Here is a 16,146-nt window from a genome sequence, read left to right as displayed (position 1 = left end):
GAAATCGGCCATACAGCCGATTTCAGTTTTTATTGCTATGATCTTCCATGACAGTTTTTATATTTCTTTCCGCTACCGCACGGACAAGGGTCATTTCTTCCAACATCTTCTTTTTTAATATACGGCTGTCGCTTTTTTTGTTTCTCATCCTGTCCACCGGAAACAGCTTGCGTATTTTTCGCGACCTCTTGTCGCTGCAAGTTATCTTTAATTTGTGCTTTCATAATATATTTAGCAACTTCGTCTTCTATACTTGCGATCATCGCTTCAAACATTGCAAATCCTTCAAATTGATATTCTCGAAGTGGATCATTTTGACCATATGCTCGTAAGTGGATACCTTGTCGTAGCTGTTCCATTTGATCAATGTGATCCATCCATTTTGTATCGACAGTGCGTAATAAAATGACTTTTTCAAATTCACGCATCTGCTCTGGAGAGAGCTCTTCTTCTTTTTGATCATATTGACTCTTTACTTTTTGCATTATTAAATCGGTTATTTCTTCTGGTTCTTTTTCTTTTAATTCTTCTTCGGTAATTTCTTCTGTAGTTAGCAGATTCCCTTGAGCAAATTCTACGATTGATTTATAATCCCAGTTATCTTCGTCATCGTCCTGAGTATGCGTATGAACAACACGCTCAATCGAGGATTTGATCATGTTTTCTATAATCTCTCGCAACTCTTCGCCATCAGAATCAATTACTTCAAATCGTTGTTTATAAATAATTTCACGTTGTTCACGTAATACATCATCATACGAAAGCAGCGTTTTACGTGCATCAAAGTTATTTCCTTCCACTCGTTTTTGCGCCGACTCTACAGCTCTAGAAACCATTTTACTTTCAATCGGTTGGTTGTCATCCATTCCTAATCGTTCCATCATCGACTTCAAATTATCCGAGCCGAAACGACGCATCAATTCATCTTCCATAGAAAGATAGAACTGCGATAATCCTGGATCACCTTGACGACCTGAACGTCCACGAAGCTGATTATCAATACGCCGTGATTCGTGTCTCTCTGTACCAATAACTGCAAGTCCTCCGAGTTCTTTTACACCTTCACCAAGTTTTATATCTGTACCACGCCCAGCCATATTCGTAGCGATTGTTACTGCACCCTTTTGCCCTGCCTGTTCAATGATCTCGGCTTCACGGAAATGGTTTTTTGCGTTTAACACGTTATGCTTAACGCCTGCTTTTTTAAGCAACTTAGAAATAAGCTCTGATGTTTCTACTGCAACTGTACCTACTAGAACAGGTTGCCCAGCTGAATAACGTTCCTTAATATCACTTACAACGGCCTGAAATTTTCCTTCCATTGATTTGTAAATCATATCTGCTCTATCATCTCGGACAATCGGACGGTTCGTAGGGATCGCAATAACATCCATGTTATAAATGTTACGAAATTCCTCTGCCTCTGTTTTCGCTGTTCCAGTCATACCTGCAAGCTTATTATACATCCGGAAGTAATTTTGAAACGTAATGGAAGCTAATGTCATGCTTTCATTTTGAATGTTTAACCCTTCTTTTGCTTCAATTGCTTGATGAAGCCCGTCACTATAACGACGTCCTTTCATCAATCTTCCGGTAAATTGGTCAACAATGACAACCTCTCCATCATCGACAACATAATCATCATCTCGGTGCATGGAAGCATGCGCTTTTAAAGCTTGATTAATATGGTGTGTCAATGATACGTTCGCTAGATCAAATAAATTATCTATGGCGAAAAAGCGTTCAGCTTTGTTTATTCCTTCCTCTGTAAGCTGAACCCCTTTTGTTTTTTCATCATATGTGTAATCTTCCTCGCGTTTTAAGGTGCTTACAAAAGAATTTGCCTGTAAATAAGCTGAAGCTGATTTTTGGGCCGATCCGGAAATAATTAATGGCGTACGTGCTTCATCAATTAAAATAGAGTCAACCTCATCAATGATTGCAAAGTTCAACGGACGCTGTACCATTTGCTCTTTATAAAGAACCATATTGTCACGCAAATAGTCGAAGCCGAACTCATTGTTTGTACCATAAGTAATATCTGCTAGATAAGCTTCTTTCTTTTCTTCCTTAGATAATCCATTTGAATTTAGTCCTACCGACAAGCCTAAGAAATTAAATAACTGACCCATTTCATTTGCATCACGGTCAGCTAAGTAATCATTTACCGTAATAATATGCACTCCTTTACCAGAAATAGCATTTAAATAAGCAGGCATAGTGGAAGCAAGTGTTTTACCTTCCCCTGTTTTCATTTCTGCAATATTTCCTTCATGAAGTGCGATTGCTCCAGTAAGCTGTACTGGAAACGGACGCATTTGCAACACACGTTTTGATGCCTCGCGAACAACAGCATATGCTTCTACTAAAAGATCGTCTAATGTTTCACCATCTGAATAACGTTGCTTAAACACCGCTGTTTTTTCGGTTAGTTGTTGGTCTGTTAGTTTTTCCATTTCAGGCTCTAATGCTTCAATTTGATCAACAATCTTTTGCATTCGATTTAGTTGCTTCTGATTTCCATCACCAAAAATCTTCTTTAATATTCCAGCCATGAATAAACGCTCCTCTATCTATAAAAAAATGACATACTTAAGTGTAATATTAGCAATATATGTTAAATCACATTGAAAAAATTGAAATGAATCCACCATTAATAATAACACTTCTACTTCTATTATGACAACCAGTAACGGGTAGAGTCGGTTTCAACAAGCTCGACCTGAAAAGTGAAAAGAGTAGTTCGGGGATAAACTACTCCTTTCGGTGAGGATATAGCGGGGACATTTCGAGGAAATCGACCAACGGAGTCAAATCGTTATTCTAGGGATGGTAGTAGAAGGGGATCACACGTATTGTGCGTATTGTTTATTCGGGTAAAATTGTGTTCCATTTTTGAATTTTTCTCTAAATCAAGAGCAATGTGTTCCCCCTATTTCCGTTACGATCTTCTCCATACTAGTTATAGCATAAAGTGGTTCTAATTTCCTAATGGCTATTTTCCTATTATCAACGGTATTTCGACAGGATTATTTAGCGAAAATCAATCTTTTCGACATCTATTGGCAATAATTTTATTGTTTTCAATCTTTTTTTTATGCATTTTAATATAAAAACAATCGTTAGACAACATTCGACATTACCGGATTCAGATATACAAAAAATTAGAGCACAACATATGTATAGATGTAATTACGTAAAATTAAAACCGGCGTCCCAAACTATGTGGGACACCGGTTCATTCATCTTATATTTTAACTGTTTGGTTCGATTAATCCATACTTTCCATCTTTACGGCGATAAACAACATTTGTATCTCCAGACACCGCATTCGTAAAGACAAAGAACGCATGGCCGAGCATATCCATTTGTAATACAGCCTCTTCTGAATCCATCGGTTTTAAATTAAAACGCTTTGTTCTTACAATCTCTATATCATCTGTTTCAGTTGCTACAGCGCTTGCTTCTTTTTCAAGCTCTGCAAAAACATGCTTTGGAGAACCTTCTTGACGGAACTTGCGATTTACCTTTGTTTTATACTTACGTATTTGTCTTTCTAGTTTGTCTACAACTAAATCAATCGCTGCATATAGATCAATGTGCTCTTCCTCTGCACGTAATAATAAATCGGTCATTGGAATAGTAACCTCTATACGCTGTTCATCATTATAGACACTCAAATTCACATGTACATCGGAGGTTGGTGGAGTATCAAAATAGCGTTCTAGCTTACTAATTTTCTTTTCCACATATTCCCGCATTGCTCCAGTAACCTCAATGTTCTCGCCACGAATGTTAAACTTCATGAAAGTGTCCTCCTTTTAAAATCATTTATCTTTCTATATATTATTATACTATGTTTCCCATTAAAAATCCTGCTTAAACGCACTTTCTTTTCTTTCATTCGATTATTAATCTATGTGTGGCACATAATTGAACTACTTATTTTTTTTTGTCCATAAACATACCATCAAAGGATTGAACACTTGAATAAGGGTTAATATAAGAATGATTTGATTTTTTTTGTTTTTTAACCTGCTTCATTTCTGATTTTAACGCATCAAATAAAATCTGCATTTGCTGTTGTATTAGATTATTTAATTGAATCAGTTCTTGACCAATGCGTTGATCTTCATCTGAAAAAGGATGTTGAATCATTTCCATCATCATGCCTCTTTTTTCGATTAACGCATTAACTTCCTCAATTACAGCTGGACGATTTTTTGCAGTGATATGTTGATCCAACACTTGCTTCAATTCTAATGTAACATCATATACCTGTTTCACACTACTCATCAGATTTGTGCACCTTGTGCGTGTGTGTTTTGCCTATTTGAAAGTAAAACTTGCTTCCAAACATCTCGAAATTCAGTTACAAGACCAAGCGCTTCTTCGAAAGCAGCTGGATCATTTTTAATATTTCCTTCCGTTAGTCGATGATTCATATATTCATATAACGGGAGCATTTGATTTGATAGTTCGATTTTTTGATCTAAGGTTAACATCAATTCCCGAATGATATTCTGTGCTTTTTGGATGTTCGTATTTTTTGCTTCATAGTTGTTAGTTTCTAAATCCTTTATTGCTTGTTTAATAAATTTAATGCACCCATTGTAAAGCATTAACGTTAATTCACCGCTTGAAGCTGTAGTGACTGCATTATTTTGATAGGTTTGAAATGCTTTATTTTGCATCGTTCCATATCACTCCTTTGAACCTAATGCTAGCTTACATTCCTCCACCGAACTGAGACATAAGCTGCATAGACTGCTGATTCATTCGTTGAATCGCTTTTTCCATCGTCGTAAACTGTCTCCAATATCGGGCTTCAATGTCTACTAGACGATTCTCAAACTTCGAGATATGTTCATTTAAATCTTTCATACGTTTCCCAAGTGTGTAAGTATCTAACGTACTGGTAGATCTTCCAGCACGCTCTTCTATTTTCTTAAGTGTGGTATTTATAGAATCATCTAATCGATTCATAAGCCCACGACTATCTCCTTCAGCACCGTTCGCAAACAGCTGCTGCACACTTGTTGGATCTTCATTTAGTGCTTTCTTTAATTTTTCCTCATCGATGACTAGCTTTCCACCATCTAGGTAGTTACTCGAAGTTACAATACCAATTTGTGTTAAAGAAGTAACTTCTCTTCCTGTATTTACATTCGCATACCAATTTTGGCGCATGGAATACATGCCATCTTGAATAATAGCCTCTCCACGAAGCACACCACTCTTTGCCTTTTCTTCCCAGAGCTTAATTTCATTTTCAGACATATCCTTTTTCTGCTCTTCTGTTAATGGCTTATAATCTCGATAGCGTTCTTCTTGCTGTGTTCCGTTCATCATTTCGACTATTTCGTTATACTTATCAACAAACTTAACAATTGCATCAAAGGTAGTATCCACATTGTTTGTAACTGACAATGTCGCTGTTGCACCATTTGTCACATCATTGAATTGAAAAGTGATACCATTTAACGTGTAGTTATTATCCTTTGACGTAAGTGTCATATTATCATTATACGTAAAAACAGCATCCTCTCCACCTTTTTCATTTACAGGATCTAAATTCAAAAAAGAGCTAAAAAAAGAATTATCGGTTGCATTAAACGAAATCTCTGCGCCATTCGTATTATAATTACCAGTACGTGTTGTTTCCATCACTACTTTTTTTGTACCTTCATCAAAAAACATGCGAACGTTATTGTTTCCATCTGTTATACGCTTTAATACATCCTCAAGTTTATCCTCTGCTTTAATTTCAAACTGATGTACCTCTTCAACACCATCCTTATTATACGTGCTGAAGCTATAAGTTTGAGCTTGTACTCCTTGTTCAACTAACGTTTTGGATGGATCTAAAGATACTTCTGCTCCACTTATGTTCATCGCAGATGAAGCTAATTTCGAAACAGAAATTCTATATGAACCATTTGTTGCTTTTGAGTTTGCCGTAGCAGTAACAGCGCTTGTTAAAGAAGAACTAACGTTTTTCGAGTTATATGTAGGACTTAAACGCATGTCACGTGTCATTTCTTTTAGTTCAAAAAGTGACTTATAAATATCTCGAAATCCATCTCGTTTCCATGTTAAGGTTGTTCTATCTTGTTCCATTCGATTTAATGGCAAGCGTTCTGCTGTCATAAGTTTATTTACTAATTCATCAATATCCATGCCTGATGCTAGTCCACCAATACGCATCCTCATTCACTCCTTTATCTAACTATAAGTTATATTTTTTCGTCGATTAATATTCCCATATACTCTGCCATTGCAGCATACATATCTAGGAACTTCTTTGGAGGAATTTCTTTAACAACCTCTTTTGTAATAGGATCTACTACTTCAACATAGTATTCATTAAGCTTTTCATGAAGTTGAAACTTTAGATCCGTTCGAAGTGGCTGCACAAATTCATTCAACTTCGATACAACCATCTCTACCTCTTCTTGATTTGCAACATGATTCTCTTGTAATACGTTGTCTTTCTCTCTTAAACCTTGTGATACCGTGCGTATAGGTTCAGAATACTTAATACCTTCATTTGATAATGAATTTGTCACTAAATTTTCCAATCGCATGGTTCATGCAACTCCTCTTACCGTATAGTTTCCTTTTATATCGGTAGAATTTGGTAAAATGTTTAGCGATATTTATTCTTCATCCACTTCATCTGATAGTAATTGAATAACATCTAATGAAACATTGGCTGCTTCACTATTTTGTTTTTGAATATCCATATATATCTCCATGCGATAAATATCCGTCGTTTTAGGAGCTGAAATGCCAAGCTTGACTTGATCTCCTTCAATTGCAAGCACTTGAATTTCGATGTTATCGTCGATTTGGATCGCTTCATTTTTTTTTCTGGATAGTACAAGCATGGCTATTCTCCTTTCTTTTTGGACGGGATAAGTGTTGCCTTAATTGGATAATCTTGATTATTTAATACATATTGCTTTCCTACACGTAATTCCTTTTGAATAATGAGGGGTGCTTTTAAATTAATCGTACTTTCAGAGAATGGTTGTTTCACTGTTACAATCGCCAGCACAATGATATCCTGTTCTTTTGTAATGTGTAAGGCACTTAAAATCGCATCATCTAAATCAAATGAATAATCTTCATAAAATTGATAGGGATTGGTTGCAATAAATGCAAGATTGGGTGTGACTATAGATTGTAATACTTGAAAAGCAGGATTTCCTGGAAAATCAAGTAGGATAAATTCTTTTTCTTCTGCAAAGCCTGGGAGTCCCGATTGAAAATGAATCGCATTTGAACGATCAATTTCCAGTTCTCCAAAATATTTCGTCATTATTTGCATGAATTGCACATCCTCTCCTATTTATTGTCAACAGAAGCATGAACAAAATCAATGGAAAGAGCTGCTTGCTGCTTCATCGAGATGTCTACCTCTCCATTTTCGTATCGATGCTCAACTTTTCTTGGCATAATCTCAATTTGAGGCTTATGTGGTGTGACATCAATATCTAACATACCAGGTTGGAAATCAATTTTTACAGCAAATCGAGATGGAATAAAGTCAATTCCAATTGGTTTTTGTGCTTTATGTCCATTTACAATCGCTTGATTTATAATTGGATTACCTTTGTTTTCAATTTTCATTAATTCTTGTCCTTGTTGCGCCCTTCGTCCAGTTCCTTCTAAAGCACCTTGTTTCCCCTCAGCAGCAACAATGTCATTTCTCCTCAAAATAGACATCAAATTCATATCTTCCCATGCCTTCGTCTGATCGATTTGTAATTTAGAAGGCGTTCTTGTTATAGTTAATTCCGCTCGTGGTTGTTGAATAGATACATCGGCTTTAGGCTGCTTGATTTCCTGTTTTCCAGGTTGCTGTTGAAGCGCTATTTTTGCCATTTGTGTTTCAATCCGGATTTGAGGAAGTTTCATTACCATCATTTCCTTTTTAAGGTATATTTTCAAATATAAAACTACGATACAGCCCTCACCATTCTCCGCGGTAAGGGCTGTATGATAAATGATTCAATAAGATCATCTTAAAAAGTCTAATAGCGATGGCTGCATCGTTCTAGACCCCGCAGACAACGAAGCACGAAGTATGCTTTCCTGTGTAATTAGTTGCGTGATCGTTTTTTCATAATCGGCGTCTTCATTTTCAGACATCATTTTCTTCGCAATGACTTCTTGTTCTCCAAGTCGATTTTCGATAAGTTCCAAACGATTCATTCGTGCACCTAAATTAGCACGGGAATTTACAACATCATCAATTCTAGTTTGCATTTTTCCGATACTGGCATCAATCTCTGCTTGATTATTGGTATCTAATGCATTAATAAAGAAATCAATATCCTCAAATAATTCAGCGACATCATTTGCACCTGTTCCGCCAAATACTGTTGTAGGATCCACATTTGCTTCAAGCTTTGTTCCATTTGCAACTTCAATTTTCACATCAGATATTTGTGTTAAATCCGGATTATTCCACTTCCCGTTATCATCAAATGGCTTTTCAGTAGTATTTGTTCCATTAAAAATATATTTCCCATTTACATTCGTATTGGAAATCTCTACTAAATGCTTTTTTAATTGTTCTACTTCTTCTTTAATGTTTTGTCGTTGCGCTTCATCATACGTATCATTGCTTGCTTGGACTGCTAATTCTCGAATCTTTTGTAAAGCTTTTGTCGCTTTATCCAACGCAGCATCTGAATTATCCATCCAATTGTTCACTTCACTCGTATTTCGAGCAAATTGCTCAATTTCAATTACCTGTGTGCGATAATTCATCCCTTGCATTGCTACAACAGGATCGTCTGAAGGACGAGTTATCTTTTTCCCAGTATGAAGCTGTTCCATTATCATATCTAGTTTAGAGTAATTATTGGACAAATTTCGTAACATATTATTCGACAACATGTTTTGGGTAATACGCATTAACTCAACCTACCTTCCAACTAAGCCCATATTATTAATTATTCGATCAATCATTTCATCAATTGTCGTCATACTTCTTGCTGCTGCATTATATGCATGTTGAAACTTAATCATATTTGCTACTTCTTCATCTAATGAAACCGAGCTTACAGACATTCGTTCATTTTCTACTCTGGAACGGAGAATATTTGTATTTTCCAGCATTCTTATCGCTTCTTGTGCATTTACACCTAGTTCTCCGATCATTGGCTCATACATGTCACGAAACGTATCAAACGCAGCCGAAAGATCTAATGCGTTTTCTCCATTTCCGGGTTGACCATTTTCGCTTGCTCCTATCATGTCTCCATCGGTAATAACAACACTAATAAGCGCAGCTGCGTTATTTTTATCTGCTAAAGGAGCAAAAAAGTTTCCTGCTTGTGTTCCATCTAAAGCAAATCCTTGTTCATGAATAGAATTAAATGCGTTTACGAATTCATAAGCAATTTCGTTTAATTTATCGATCTTTTCTGGATAGACTCCTTCGACCGCGCCATTAAAGGTGTGGCCGTAAGAATCAATAAGTCCACTGAATGATCCATCAATATCCGAAATTGGTAAACTTCCAGCGTAGCCTTGAACTGTTATTTGTTTGACTGCATTTGCTTTGTCGTCACCTTCGTATTCAATTTCAAATATCTTTTCATCCTTCGCAAATGGGCCGCCAGGTAATGTATGTACTTTGTTCCCATTATCATCGACAAGCGAAATTTCAACGACCCCTTGTCCCATTTTACCTTCTGGGATATGACTTGTGTCGTAATCAACGGATATATTTACAATCCCAGATAATTGATCCAAAAGCTGGTCTCGCTTATCATAAAGATCATTTGTTGTGTAACCGTGTGTTTCTAATTCCTTAATTTGTTCGTTTATATTACTTATTTGTCGAACAATGGAATTAGCTGTGCTCTCTGTATGGTCTAACTTTGATTTTAAATCACTTCGAATTGAATTTAGCGATTTATTTAAATAATTAAACGTTTCAGCTACTGCTTTTCCACGCTCAAGCACAACAGAACGAGCACCATCTTTTTCAGGATGTGTTGCAAGATCCTGTAATGATTGCCAAAAACGGTCCATTGTTTTTGAAAGTCCACTGTCAGAAGGCTCATTTAACAATTGTTCCATTCTACTTAATGCATTCGATTTTGTTTCCCAGTATCCTGCTTTACTATTTTCTGAGCGAAACTGAAAATCTAAAAATTTATCACGAATGCGTTGAACTGAACCAACTTCTACACCAGTTCCTAATTGCCCCGGAATCTGCGGACGATTTCTTGAAGCAGAAGGGTACGGATTCATTGTTTGAAAATTAACCCGTTGTCTTGTATATCCATCTGTATTCGCATTTGATATATTATGACCTGTTGTATAAAGCGCTGACTGCTGAGCAAACAATGCTTGCTTAGCCATTTCTAATCCATGGAATGTACTCATCTCTTTTACTCCTTTTACAACGAAAGTTTCAATCTATAATTCTATTATTAGGCTTTAGAATCAAACACGGATCGATTGGTAGTTCCCGCACTTTGATTATTTCCATAGTTCATGTTTTTCAGTGTAGGGCTAAGCATATCTAATGAAAGCTGAACAAATTGAACAGACTGCTGTACTAATGCTTGGTTTAACTGTTCTTGTTGCTTTAACTCGAGCATGACTTGTGTTAATGCTACCGTTAAATTAGTCAGCTTTTCTTTCTCACTTACATCTTTTATCTTTTCTAGTAAATTTGAGATTGTTTGCTCTTCTGTCATCGCATCGTTATTTTGAAACCAATTATTTACTGCTTCTACACGATTCGTTTCCATCTTTTGTAAAACTTGAATTTGCTTTCTTTCTTGAACTAGTAACGTCTGTAATTGATCAAGATTGCCGTTTTTTAGAACAACGGTTTTTTCTTGTGATAAATTTAAAAGCGTTTGGTGTACGTTAATTAGTTTTTCAAGTGCAGTATTAATAGATTGAACGGACAAAATGATGTCCTCCTTTTTCTAGAATTGCACCTCTTATCGATTTGACCAGAATGCAATCATTTTCTGTGCAGTTTTTTCATAATTAATGTTATATTCACCGGCTTCAACCGCTTTTTTAATTTCATTCACATATGCTTCACGCTGACCATTTCCTTGCTCAGCTTTTTGTAAATGCTTCGCCTCTTTGGAAATTTGTAATTGATCCTTTTGATTACCCGCATGCTTATGCTCTGTTAGCTTTTGAAGCTGTTTATTATACGGATTAAAGTTTGTTTGATTTGATCCGTGTATCTTCATCGTTCCACCTCGCTTTAATCTAAAACAAACGCATTTTACGCTTTATATCTATTTATTATATCGGCAACATCTTGCTGATTATGAAGTTATTTTTTATATTTATCCATAACAAAATAGGTGTGTACTTTTTGCTTCTCTGCATTCTTACGTTCTTCAGATAATTGCTCTAATTTATCATGTTGTTCTAAATCCTTTTTTAGCTCAGCTGCACATTGATTACAAAGCTTCCCACTCCTTATATCCTTTCCACATCGATCGCAAGGATAACCAAGTTTTGGGAATTGCGATTTCCGCAATCGGTTTTCTTTGATAAATTTAATAATTAACTCTTTCTCGACGCCTGTAGCTTCTACGATTTCCAATAACGTTGCTTCACGATTTTTTTGAACTCTTAAAAAATCATAAACAATTTGAAATGCCTTCTCTTCTTCTTTATAACATGCTTGACATATTTCGCGGATTCCTTTGACAAAAACCGCACCGCAGTGAGGGCAATTAGCTAGTTCTGCCATCGCAATCATTCTCCTTATTTTTCCTTTATTATAACATAAATGGTTAACCCCTAATTAACGTATAAGAATATACTGCTGGGCACCCACTATCTATTAGCAGTCGAGCTGCTTGATGAAGTGTGGCACCTGTTGTATATATATCATCGACAAGAATAACCTGTTTTTTAATAGTTTCTTTAAGTTTAAATGGATTTCCACCAGTGATTCGTTCCTTTTTTGTTTTCTTCGATTGCTTTTCACCATGTAATCGTTCTAGTGGAGAACAACTTTCAATTGGAAGGAACTCTGTTAACATCTGTGCTTGATTAAATCCTCTCTCTTTTAGCCTCTCATGACTTAAGGGAATTGGAACGGCAATGGCACTTTTTCGTAGATGGTTAAAGTGTACCTTAAAATGTTCTTGAAAGATAGATTGAAAAGAAACTCCTAACGTATAGTCCCCGCGATATTTCCATTTCGCTACGAGCTCCTTCATAAAATAATTATATTTATAGATTGAATAATTCCATTGCAATGAAGACGGATGTGTTAAGGATTGCCACCTTTTACAATCTGAACAAAGCTTTTCCATGGAGACTCTACTACACATGTTACAGCGTTCCCCTTGCAAAAGTTCTAACTTTCCACGACAAGAGCTACATAGCACCTTTTCTCTTGATGGAATCAAGAGACTTTTCCACGTGAGAGAAAATTCCACCTCATTTTCGCACCATAAACAATGCATTCATTTCACTCCTGTTTATATAATAGTTAGGCATTTATTTGAATCATATTTCATTTGACCCTAAATGATATAACTCCGTTACCTTTCATCCAAGTGGACGCTCTTCGCTCAAGCACCTCTTTATGTGTGTCCATTTCAATAATCTGCAATCCGTTTATTCATCTCCTTAATCATCTCGACGGCTTTAATCATTGCTTCTGTTTTCCCATCATGAAAAAACACAACTTCCCCTTTGGGATCTTCAGCACTTCGTCCTGCGCGTCCTGCAATTTGTACAAGAGCAGCTTCATCAAACACATCATGACCTGCATCAAAAATAGCAACATCAACAGATGGAAAAGTGACCCCTCTTTCTAAAATCGTTGTCGTCATTATAGCGACTAATTTCTTGTCGCGGAACGCCTGTACTTTTTCTACTCTAGCACCGTCGTTAGCGTAAACAGAAGCTATTTCAAACTTGTTTTTAATCATTTGTTCTTGTAATAAAAGCTTTGTTACAGAAGCTAATAAGCTTTCCACTAAGGAAATAGTTGGGACAAAAATGAGTAGTTGCCTATTCGGGTTCTTCCTCTTTTTCAACCAGGAAACAAAGGAAACTGGGGGATGATTGTTTTGTACATCCTTTTTTAAGGAAATTGACATCTTCATATATGGGACAGGTAGCGGATGACCATGATACCGAACAGGAACGAAAAAATGAGGAAGTTGCTTCAGCAAAATTTGCATTTGTTGTTGTTTTCGTGGGGTAGCGGTTAAGTAGATAGAAGTACTCTTTAATTTTCTAGACCGCTGTACTGCAAACAATAACGATGGATCGCTATGAAATGGAAATGCATCAATTTCATCAATTATCATAATGTCAAATGCTTCTTGAAATCGGAGCAATTGATGTGTAGTTGAAATAATTAGTTGTGCTTTTGCTTCTGTACCGTTACTTCCACCATATAATGCTTCGATGGGAATAGAGGAAAAAGCTTGTTGAATACGTGGTTTTAACTCTTGTACTACATCCGTTCTCGGAGTTGCAATACAAACGCGCAATCCTTTCTTTAATCCTTCCGAAATTCCTGCAAACAACATTTCCGTTTTACCTGATCCACACACTGCCCAAATGAGCAGCTCTTTCTCCTGTAATTGAATTGCTTTAACAATCCGATTTGCCGCCTTTTCCTGCGTAGAGGTAAGCGTTCCTTCCCATGTACATGGTTCATACTGCAATAATGTACGCTCTATTACTGGACCATTCCAATAATAGAGAAAATCACAAGCCAATACCCTACCCATCATGATACATTTCCGGCAATATACATGCGTTTCTCCACATGATGCACATGGAATATCACCAAATAAAGACCGCCTACTATTTCCACACCGTTGACAAGTATAATGAAAAAATTTTCTTTTAATAGCGGGGACGGGAATAAAATATTGCTTAGAAAGTAGCCATTGAAAATACGCTTCCTGGATATGAATTTCATTTCGAAGTAATCGTTTACCTGAATAATAAGCGGAAAGTTGATCGGGGGATAACTGATCTGAGGAAAGGTGGGGGAGCTCCTTATCATCTTGCAATTGCGTCAAATAATCACGACCTTTCTTTAAATATAGGCTGGGACAAAACAATTTTTACATGGAAACAATTATTCGGATTTTAATTTAAATACGCTTCTTTTGTCCCAGTCTCCTTCTGTATTCGTTACTTTTTATACCAACAAACTCCGAGTGCACCCTCTCCAAGGTGGGTACCAATAACCGGCCCAAAATAACTTAACGATGTCTCTGCTGATGGATATCGCGCTTTAAAAGACGCCTGTAAATCCAAAGCTGCTTCTTCTGCATTACCATGAATAAAAACGACCTTTATTTCATTGTTATCTTGAGCATCTTCCTCAAGCATTCCGACGATTCGATTAATTGCTTTTTTTCGTGTGCGAATCTTTTCAAACGGTACAATTATCTTGTCAACAAAATGCAAAATGGGCTTCACTTGAAGTAAGCTTCCAACTAATGCTTGTGCCCCACTCAGTCTACCACCGCGTTGTAAATTAGTTAAATCATCTACCATAAAATAAGCCCTTAAGGACTTTTTCATCTCATCAAGGCGGGCAAGAATTTCAGCTGGATTTTTATTGTTCTTCGCCATTTCTGCAGCTTCCAGCACATAAAATCCTTGTGCCATACAGCTTATTTCCGAATCATAGGCATATACATCGATACCCTCTACCATCTTACCTGCACTTACCACCGCTTGATATGTACCACTAATTCCACTTGATAAGTGGATAGAAACAACCGCATCATATTCTTTTGCAAGCTCCTCTAATTTAGCTGTCACATATCCAATAGAAGGTTGAGATGTTTTTGGAAGCTCCTTTGCTTCCTTTATTTTTTGATAAAATTCCTCTGTTGTTATATCAATTTCTTCTTGATATACATCATCTCCGAATACGACACTTAAGGGAACCATATGAATTGCTTTCTCTTCCCTAATTTCAGCTGGTATATATGCCGTACTATCCGTCATTATAGCAACTTTCATCTAAGCCATTCCTCTCCAATATTTCTAGCCTCTATGTAAAAAAATATTTTCAACTAGTATTGCTCTTATTTTACATGAACAACGTAAAAAATGCATTATTATTTCCTTTCCAATAAACTAGAGTAAAATCCATTCGTATTTTTTTGATATCCATAGTTTTTATATGATGAGACGTATTTTAGACCCTTCTAATATACTTTTTTACGCCTATGAAAAAACTCTGATACAATCATGTATCAGAGCGAAGAGTATTATACTAGTTACGTAACGAATCTAGGAACAGATTACGAGAATATTGAACATTAAATCAGATAACTTCTACCCATCCTTTGCGGATTGCTGATACAACAGCTTGGGTACGATCATTCACATTCATTTTTTGTAAAATATTACTTACATGGTTCTTTACTGTTTTTTCACTAATATATAATGATTCCGCAACAGAACGATTGCTTTTCCCTTCTGCAATCAATTGTAAAACCTGACATTCACGCTTTGTTAAAATATGCAGTGGCTTTTGGAATTTAATTTCATTACCCGCTACATTTGGCTTACTTTCTTTTGCTAACCGACGATATTCCTTTACCAAATTGTGGGTAACCTTAGGATGTAGGTAAGAACCACCCTCGCTCACAACTTTAATCGCTTCGATGAGTGAATTGGAATCCATTTCTTTTAACAAATAGCCTTGTGCTCCTGTTTTTAAAGCGTGTGTCACATAGCTCTCATCATCGTGAATAGATAAAATAATTACACTCGTTTTTGGAAAGAAGCGAACTAAATCCGCAGTTGCTTGTACACCATTAATATTCGGCATATTGATATCCATTAAAACAACATCTGGACCATAATGTTTAACAAGCTTCGGCGCTTCAGATCCATCATCTCCTTCAGCTACCACATTAAAAGATGGTTCAAATTCAAGTATTCTTTTTACGCCTTCACGGAACAGCTTGTGATCATCAATCAAAACAATATTTACTTGTTTACCAGTATTCATCGTCTTGTTCCTCCTAAGTCTATTTCTACAATGTTAACTCTCCCATTACTATGATAGATAAACTACGTTTCTTTTTCTATAATTTCGACATACCTTTAACTATATAAAAGCCCATCATGTTTGTAGGA

At 36.3% G+C, this 16,146-nt stretch carries 18 protein-coding genes; all 18 read right to left on the bottom strand.

The genetic code is table 11. From position 1 onward, the window contains the following. Positions 1-35 precede the first annotated feature (35 nt). Positions 36-2,555 carry a preprotein translocase subunit SecA gene (gene secA, locus SPK86_RS05815; RefSeq protein ID WP_284141084.1) on the bottom strand — a complete coding sequence of 840 codons (2,520 nt, stop codon included), beginning with the start codon at positions 2,553-2,555 and terminating at the stop codon, positions 36-38. A 699-nt stretch (positions 2,556-3,254) separates the two neighbouring features. Then, positions 3,255-3,806 carry a ribosome hibernation-promoting factor, HPF/YfiA family gene (hpf, locus tag SPK86_RS05810; RefSeq protein WP_284139274.1) on the bottom strand — a complete coding sequence of 184 codons (552 nt, stop codon included), beginning with the start codon at positions 3,804-3,806 and terminating at the stop codon, positions 3,255-3,257. 136 nt (positions 3,807-3,942) lie between these two features. Further along, complete coding sequence (locus SPK86_RS05805) at positions 3,943-4,296, bottom strand: flagellar protein FliT (RefSeq protein WP_284139273.1); 354 nt, start codon at positions 4,294-4,296, stop codon at positions 3,943-3,945. Next, positions 4,296-4,694 carry a flagellar export chaperone FliS gene (gene fliS / locus SPK86_RS05800; protein WP_284139272.1) on the bottom strand — a complete coding sequence of 133 codons (399 nt, stop codon included), beginning with the start codon at positions 4,692-4,694 and terminating at the stop codon, positions 4,296-4,298. Before fliS ends, SPK86_RS05805 begins: the two co-directional genes overlap by 1 nt. Positions 4,695-4,728: 34 nt before the next feature. Beyond that, positions 4,729-6,207 carry a flagellar hook-associated protein 2 gene (locus SPK86_RS05795; protein ID WP_284139271.1) on the bottom strand — a complete coding sequence of 493 codons (1,479 nt, stop codon included), beginning with the start codon at positions 6,205-6,207 and terminating at the stop codon, positions 4,729-4,731. 29 nt (positions 6,208-6,236) lie between these two features. Beyond that, complete coding sequence (flaG, locus tag SPK86_RS05790) at positions 6,237-6,587, bottom strand: flagellar protein FlaG (protein ID WP_284139270.1); 351 nt, start codon at positions 6,585-6,587, stop codon at positions 6,237-6,239. A gap of 72 nt (positions 6,588-6,659) precedes the next feature. After that, positions 6,660-6,890, bottom strand: coding sequence for a carbon storage regulator CsrA (gene csrA, locus SPK86_RS05785; RefSeq protein ID WP_284139269.1), 231 nt, complete (start codon positions 6,888-6,890; stop codon positions 6,660-6,662). Positions 6,891-6,892: 2 nt separating this feature from the next. After that, positions 6,893-7,333, bottom strand: coding sequence for a flagellar assembly protein FliW (gene fliW / locus SPK86_RS05780; RefSeq protein ID WP_284139268.1), 441 nt, complete (start codon positions 7,331-7,333; stop codon positions 6,893-6,895). A 17-nt stretch (positions 7,334-7,350) separates the two neighbouring features. Further along, the gene (locus SPK86_RS05775; RefSeq protein WP_284139267.1) at positions 7,351-7,923 is read right to left on the bottom strand and encodes a DUF6470 family protein; all 573 of its coding nucleotides are present in this window, start codon (positions 7,921-7,923) and stop codon (positions 7,351-7,353) included. A 102-nt stretch (positions 7,924-8,025) separates the two neighbouring features. After that, the gene (gene flgL / locus SPK86_RS05770) at positions 8,026-8,928 is read right to left on the bottom strand and encodes a flagellar hook-associated protein FlgL (protein WP_330948845.1); all 903 of its coding nucleotides are present in this window, start codon (positions 8,926-8,928) and stop codon (positions 8,026-8,028) included. 9 nt (positions 8,929-8,937) lie between these two features. Then, positions 8,938-10,410: a flagellar hook-associated protein FlgK gene (gene flgK, locus SPK86_RS05765; protein ID WP_284139265.1), complete on the bottom strand. Its 1,473-nt coding sequence runs from the start codon at positions 10,408-10,410 to the stop codon at positions 8,938-8,940. 47 nt (positions 10,411-10,457) lie between these two features. Then, the gene (locus SPK86_RS05760; RefSeq protein WP_330948844.1) at positions 10,458-10,946 is read right to left on the bottom strand and encodes a flagellar protein FlgN; all 489 of its coding nucleotides are present in this window, start codon (positions 10,944-10,946) and stop codon (positions 10,458-10,460) included. 33 nt (positions 10,947-10,979) lie between these two features. Then, positions 10,980-11,243: a flagellar biosynthesis anti-sigma factor FlgM gene (flgM, locus tag SPK86_RS05755; protein WP_284139263.1), complete on the bottom strand. Its 264-nt coding sequence runs from the start codon at positions 11,241-11,243 to the stop codon at positions 10,980-10,982. An 86-nt stretch (positions 11,244-11,329) separates the two neighbouring features. Next, positions 11,330-11,764: a TIGR03826 family flagellar region protein gene (locus SPK86_RS05750; RefSeq protein WP_330948843.1), complete on the bottom strand. Its 435-nt coding sequence runs from the start codon at positions 11,762-11,764 to the stop codon at positions 11,330-11,332. A gap of 34 nt (positions 11,765-11,798) precedes the next feature. Then, the gene (locus tag SPK86_RS05745; RefSeq protein WP_284139261.1) at positions 11,799-12,344 is read right to left on the bottom strand and encodes a ComF family protein; all 546 of its coding nucleotides are present in this window, start codon (positions 12,342-12,344) and stop codon (positions 11,799-11,801) included. Between the two features lie 270 nt (positions 12,345-12,614). After that, positions 12,615-14,060 carry a DEAD/DEAH box helicase gene (locus SPK86_RS05740; protein WP_330948842.1) on the bottom strand — a complete coding sequence of 482 codons (1,446 nt, stop codon included), beginning with the start codon at positions 14,058-14,060 and terminating at the stop codon, positions 12,615-12,617. Between the two features lie 115 nt (positions 14,061-14,175). Continuing rightward, the gene (locus tag SPK86_RS05735; RefSeq protein WP_284139259.1) at positions 14,176-15,018 is read right to left on the bottom strand and encodes a DegV family protein; all 843 of its coding nucleotides are present in this window, start codon (positions 15,016-15,018) and stop codon (positions 14,176-14,178) included. A 307-nt stretch (positions 15,019-15,325) separates the two neighbouring features. Then, entirely contained in the window at positions 15,326-16,018 is a 693-nt protein-coding gene (locus SPK86_RS05730; protein WP_284139258.1) for a response regulator, read from the bottom strand. Between the last annotated feature and the right edge of the window lie 128 nt (positions 16,019-16,146).

Source organism: Virgibacillus sp. MG-45, from assembly GCF_036409425.1.
GTDB lineage: Bacteria > Bacillota > Bacilli > Bacillales > Amphibacillaceae > LDC-1.
Note: the sequence above shows the minus strand (reverse complement) of the source record. Positions and strands in the feature narration are given on the sequence as shown.

What these genes read in the sequence shown, in the direction of transcription:
- secA (WP_284141084.1), bottom strand. Translation starts at nt 2,555, where the DNA reads ATGGCTGGAATATTAAAGAAGATTTTTGGTGATGGAAATCAGAAGCAA.
- hpf (WP_284139274.1), bottom strand. Translation starts at nt 3,806, where the DNA reads ATGAAGTTTAACATTCGTGGCGAGAACATTGAGGTTACTGGAGCAATG.
- SPK86_RS05805 (WP_284139273.1), bottom strand. Translation starts at nt 4,296, where the DNA reads ATGAGTAGTGTGAAACAGGTATATGATGTTACATTAGAATTGAAGCAA.
- fliS (WP_284139272.1), bottom strand. Translation starts at nt 4,694, where the DNA reads ATGCAAAATAAAGCATTTCAAACCTATCAAAATAATGCAGTCACTACA.
- SPK86_RS05795 (WP_284139271.1), bottom strand. Translation starts at nt 6,207, where the DNA reads ATGCGTATTGGTGGACTAGCATCAGGCATGGATATTGATGAATTAGTA.
- flaG (WP_284139270.1), bottom strand. Translation starts at nt 6,587, where the DNA reads ATGCGATTGGAAAATTTAGTGACAAATTCATTATCAAATGAAGGTATT.
- csrA (WP_284139269.1), bottom strand. Translation starts at nt 6,890, where the DNA reads ATGCTTGTACTATCCAGAAAAAAAAATGAAGCGATCCAAATCGACGAT.
- fliW (WP_284139268.1), bottom strand. Translation starts at nt 7,333, where the DNA reads ATGCAAATAATGACGAAATATTTTGGAGAACTGGAAATTGATCGTTCA.
- SPK86_RS05775 (WP_284139267.1), bottom strand. Translation starts at nt 7,923, where the DNA reads ATGAAACTTCCTCAAATCCGGATTGAAACACAAATGGCAAAAATAGCG.
- flgL (WP_330948845.1), bottom strand. Translation starts at nt 8,928, where the DNA reads ATGCGTATTACCCAAAACATGTTGTCGAATAATATGTTACGAAATTTG.
- flgK (WP_284139265.1), bottom strand. Translation starts at nt 10,410, where the DNA reads ATGAGTACATTCCATGGATTAGAAATGGCTAAGCAAGCATTGTTTGCT.
- flgM (WP_284139263.1), bottom strand. Translation starts at nt 11,243, where the DNA reads ATGAAGATACACGGATCAAATCAAACAAACTTTAATCCGTATAATAAA.
- SPK86_RS05750 (WP_330948843.1), bottom strand. Translation starts at nt 11,764, where the DNA reads ATGATTGCGATGGCAGAACTAGCTAATTGCCCTCACTGCGGTGCGGTT.
- SPK86_RS05745 (WP_284139261.1), bottom strand. Translation starts at nt 12,344, where the DNA reads ATGTGTAGTAGAGTCTCCATGGAAAAGCTTTGTTCAGATTGTAAAAGG.
- SPK86_RS05735 (WP_284139259.1), bottom strand. Translation starts at nt 15,018, where the DNA reads ATGAAAGTTGCTATAATGACGGATAGTACGGCATATATACCAGCTGAA.
- SPK86_RS05730 (WP_284139258.1), bottom strand. Translation starts at nt 16,018, where the DNA reads ATGAATACTGGTAAACAAGTAAATATTGTTTTGATTGATGATCACAAG.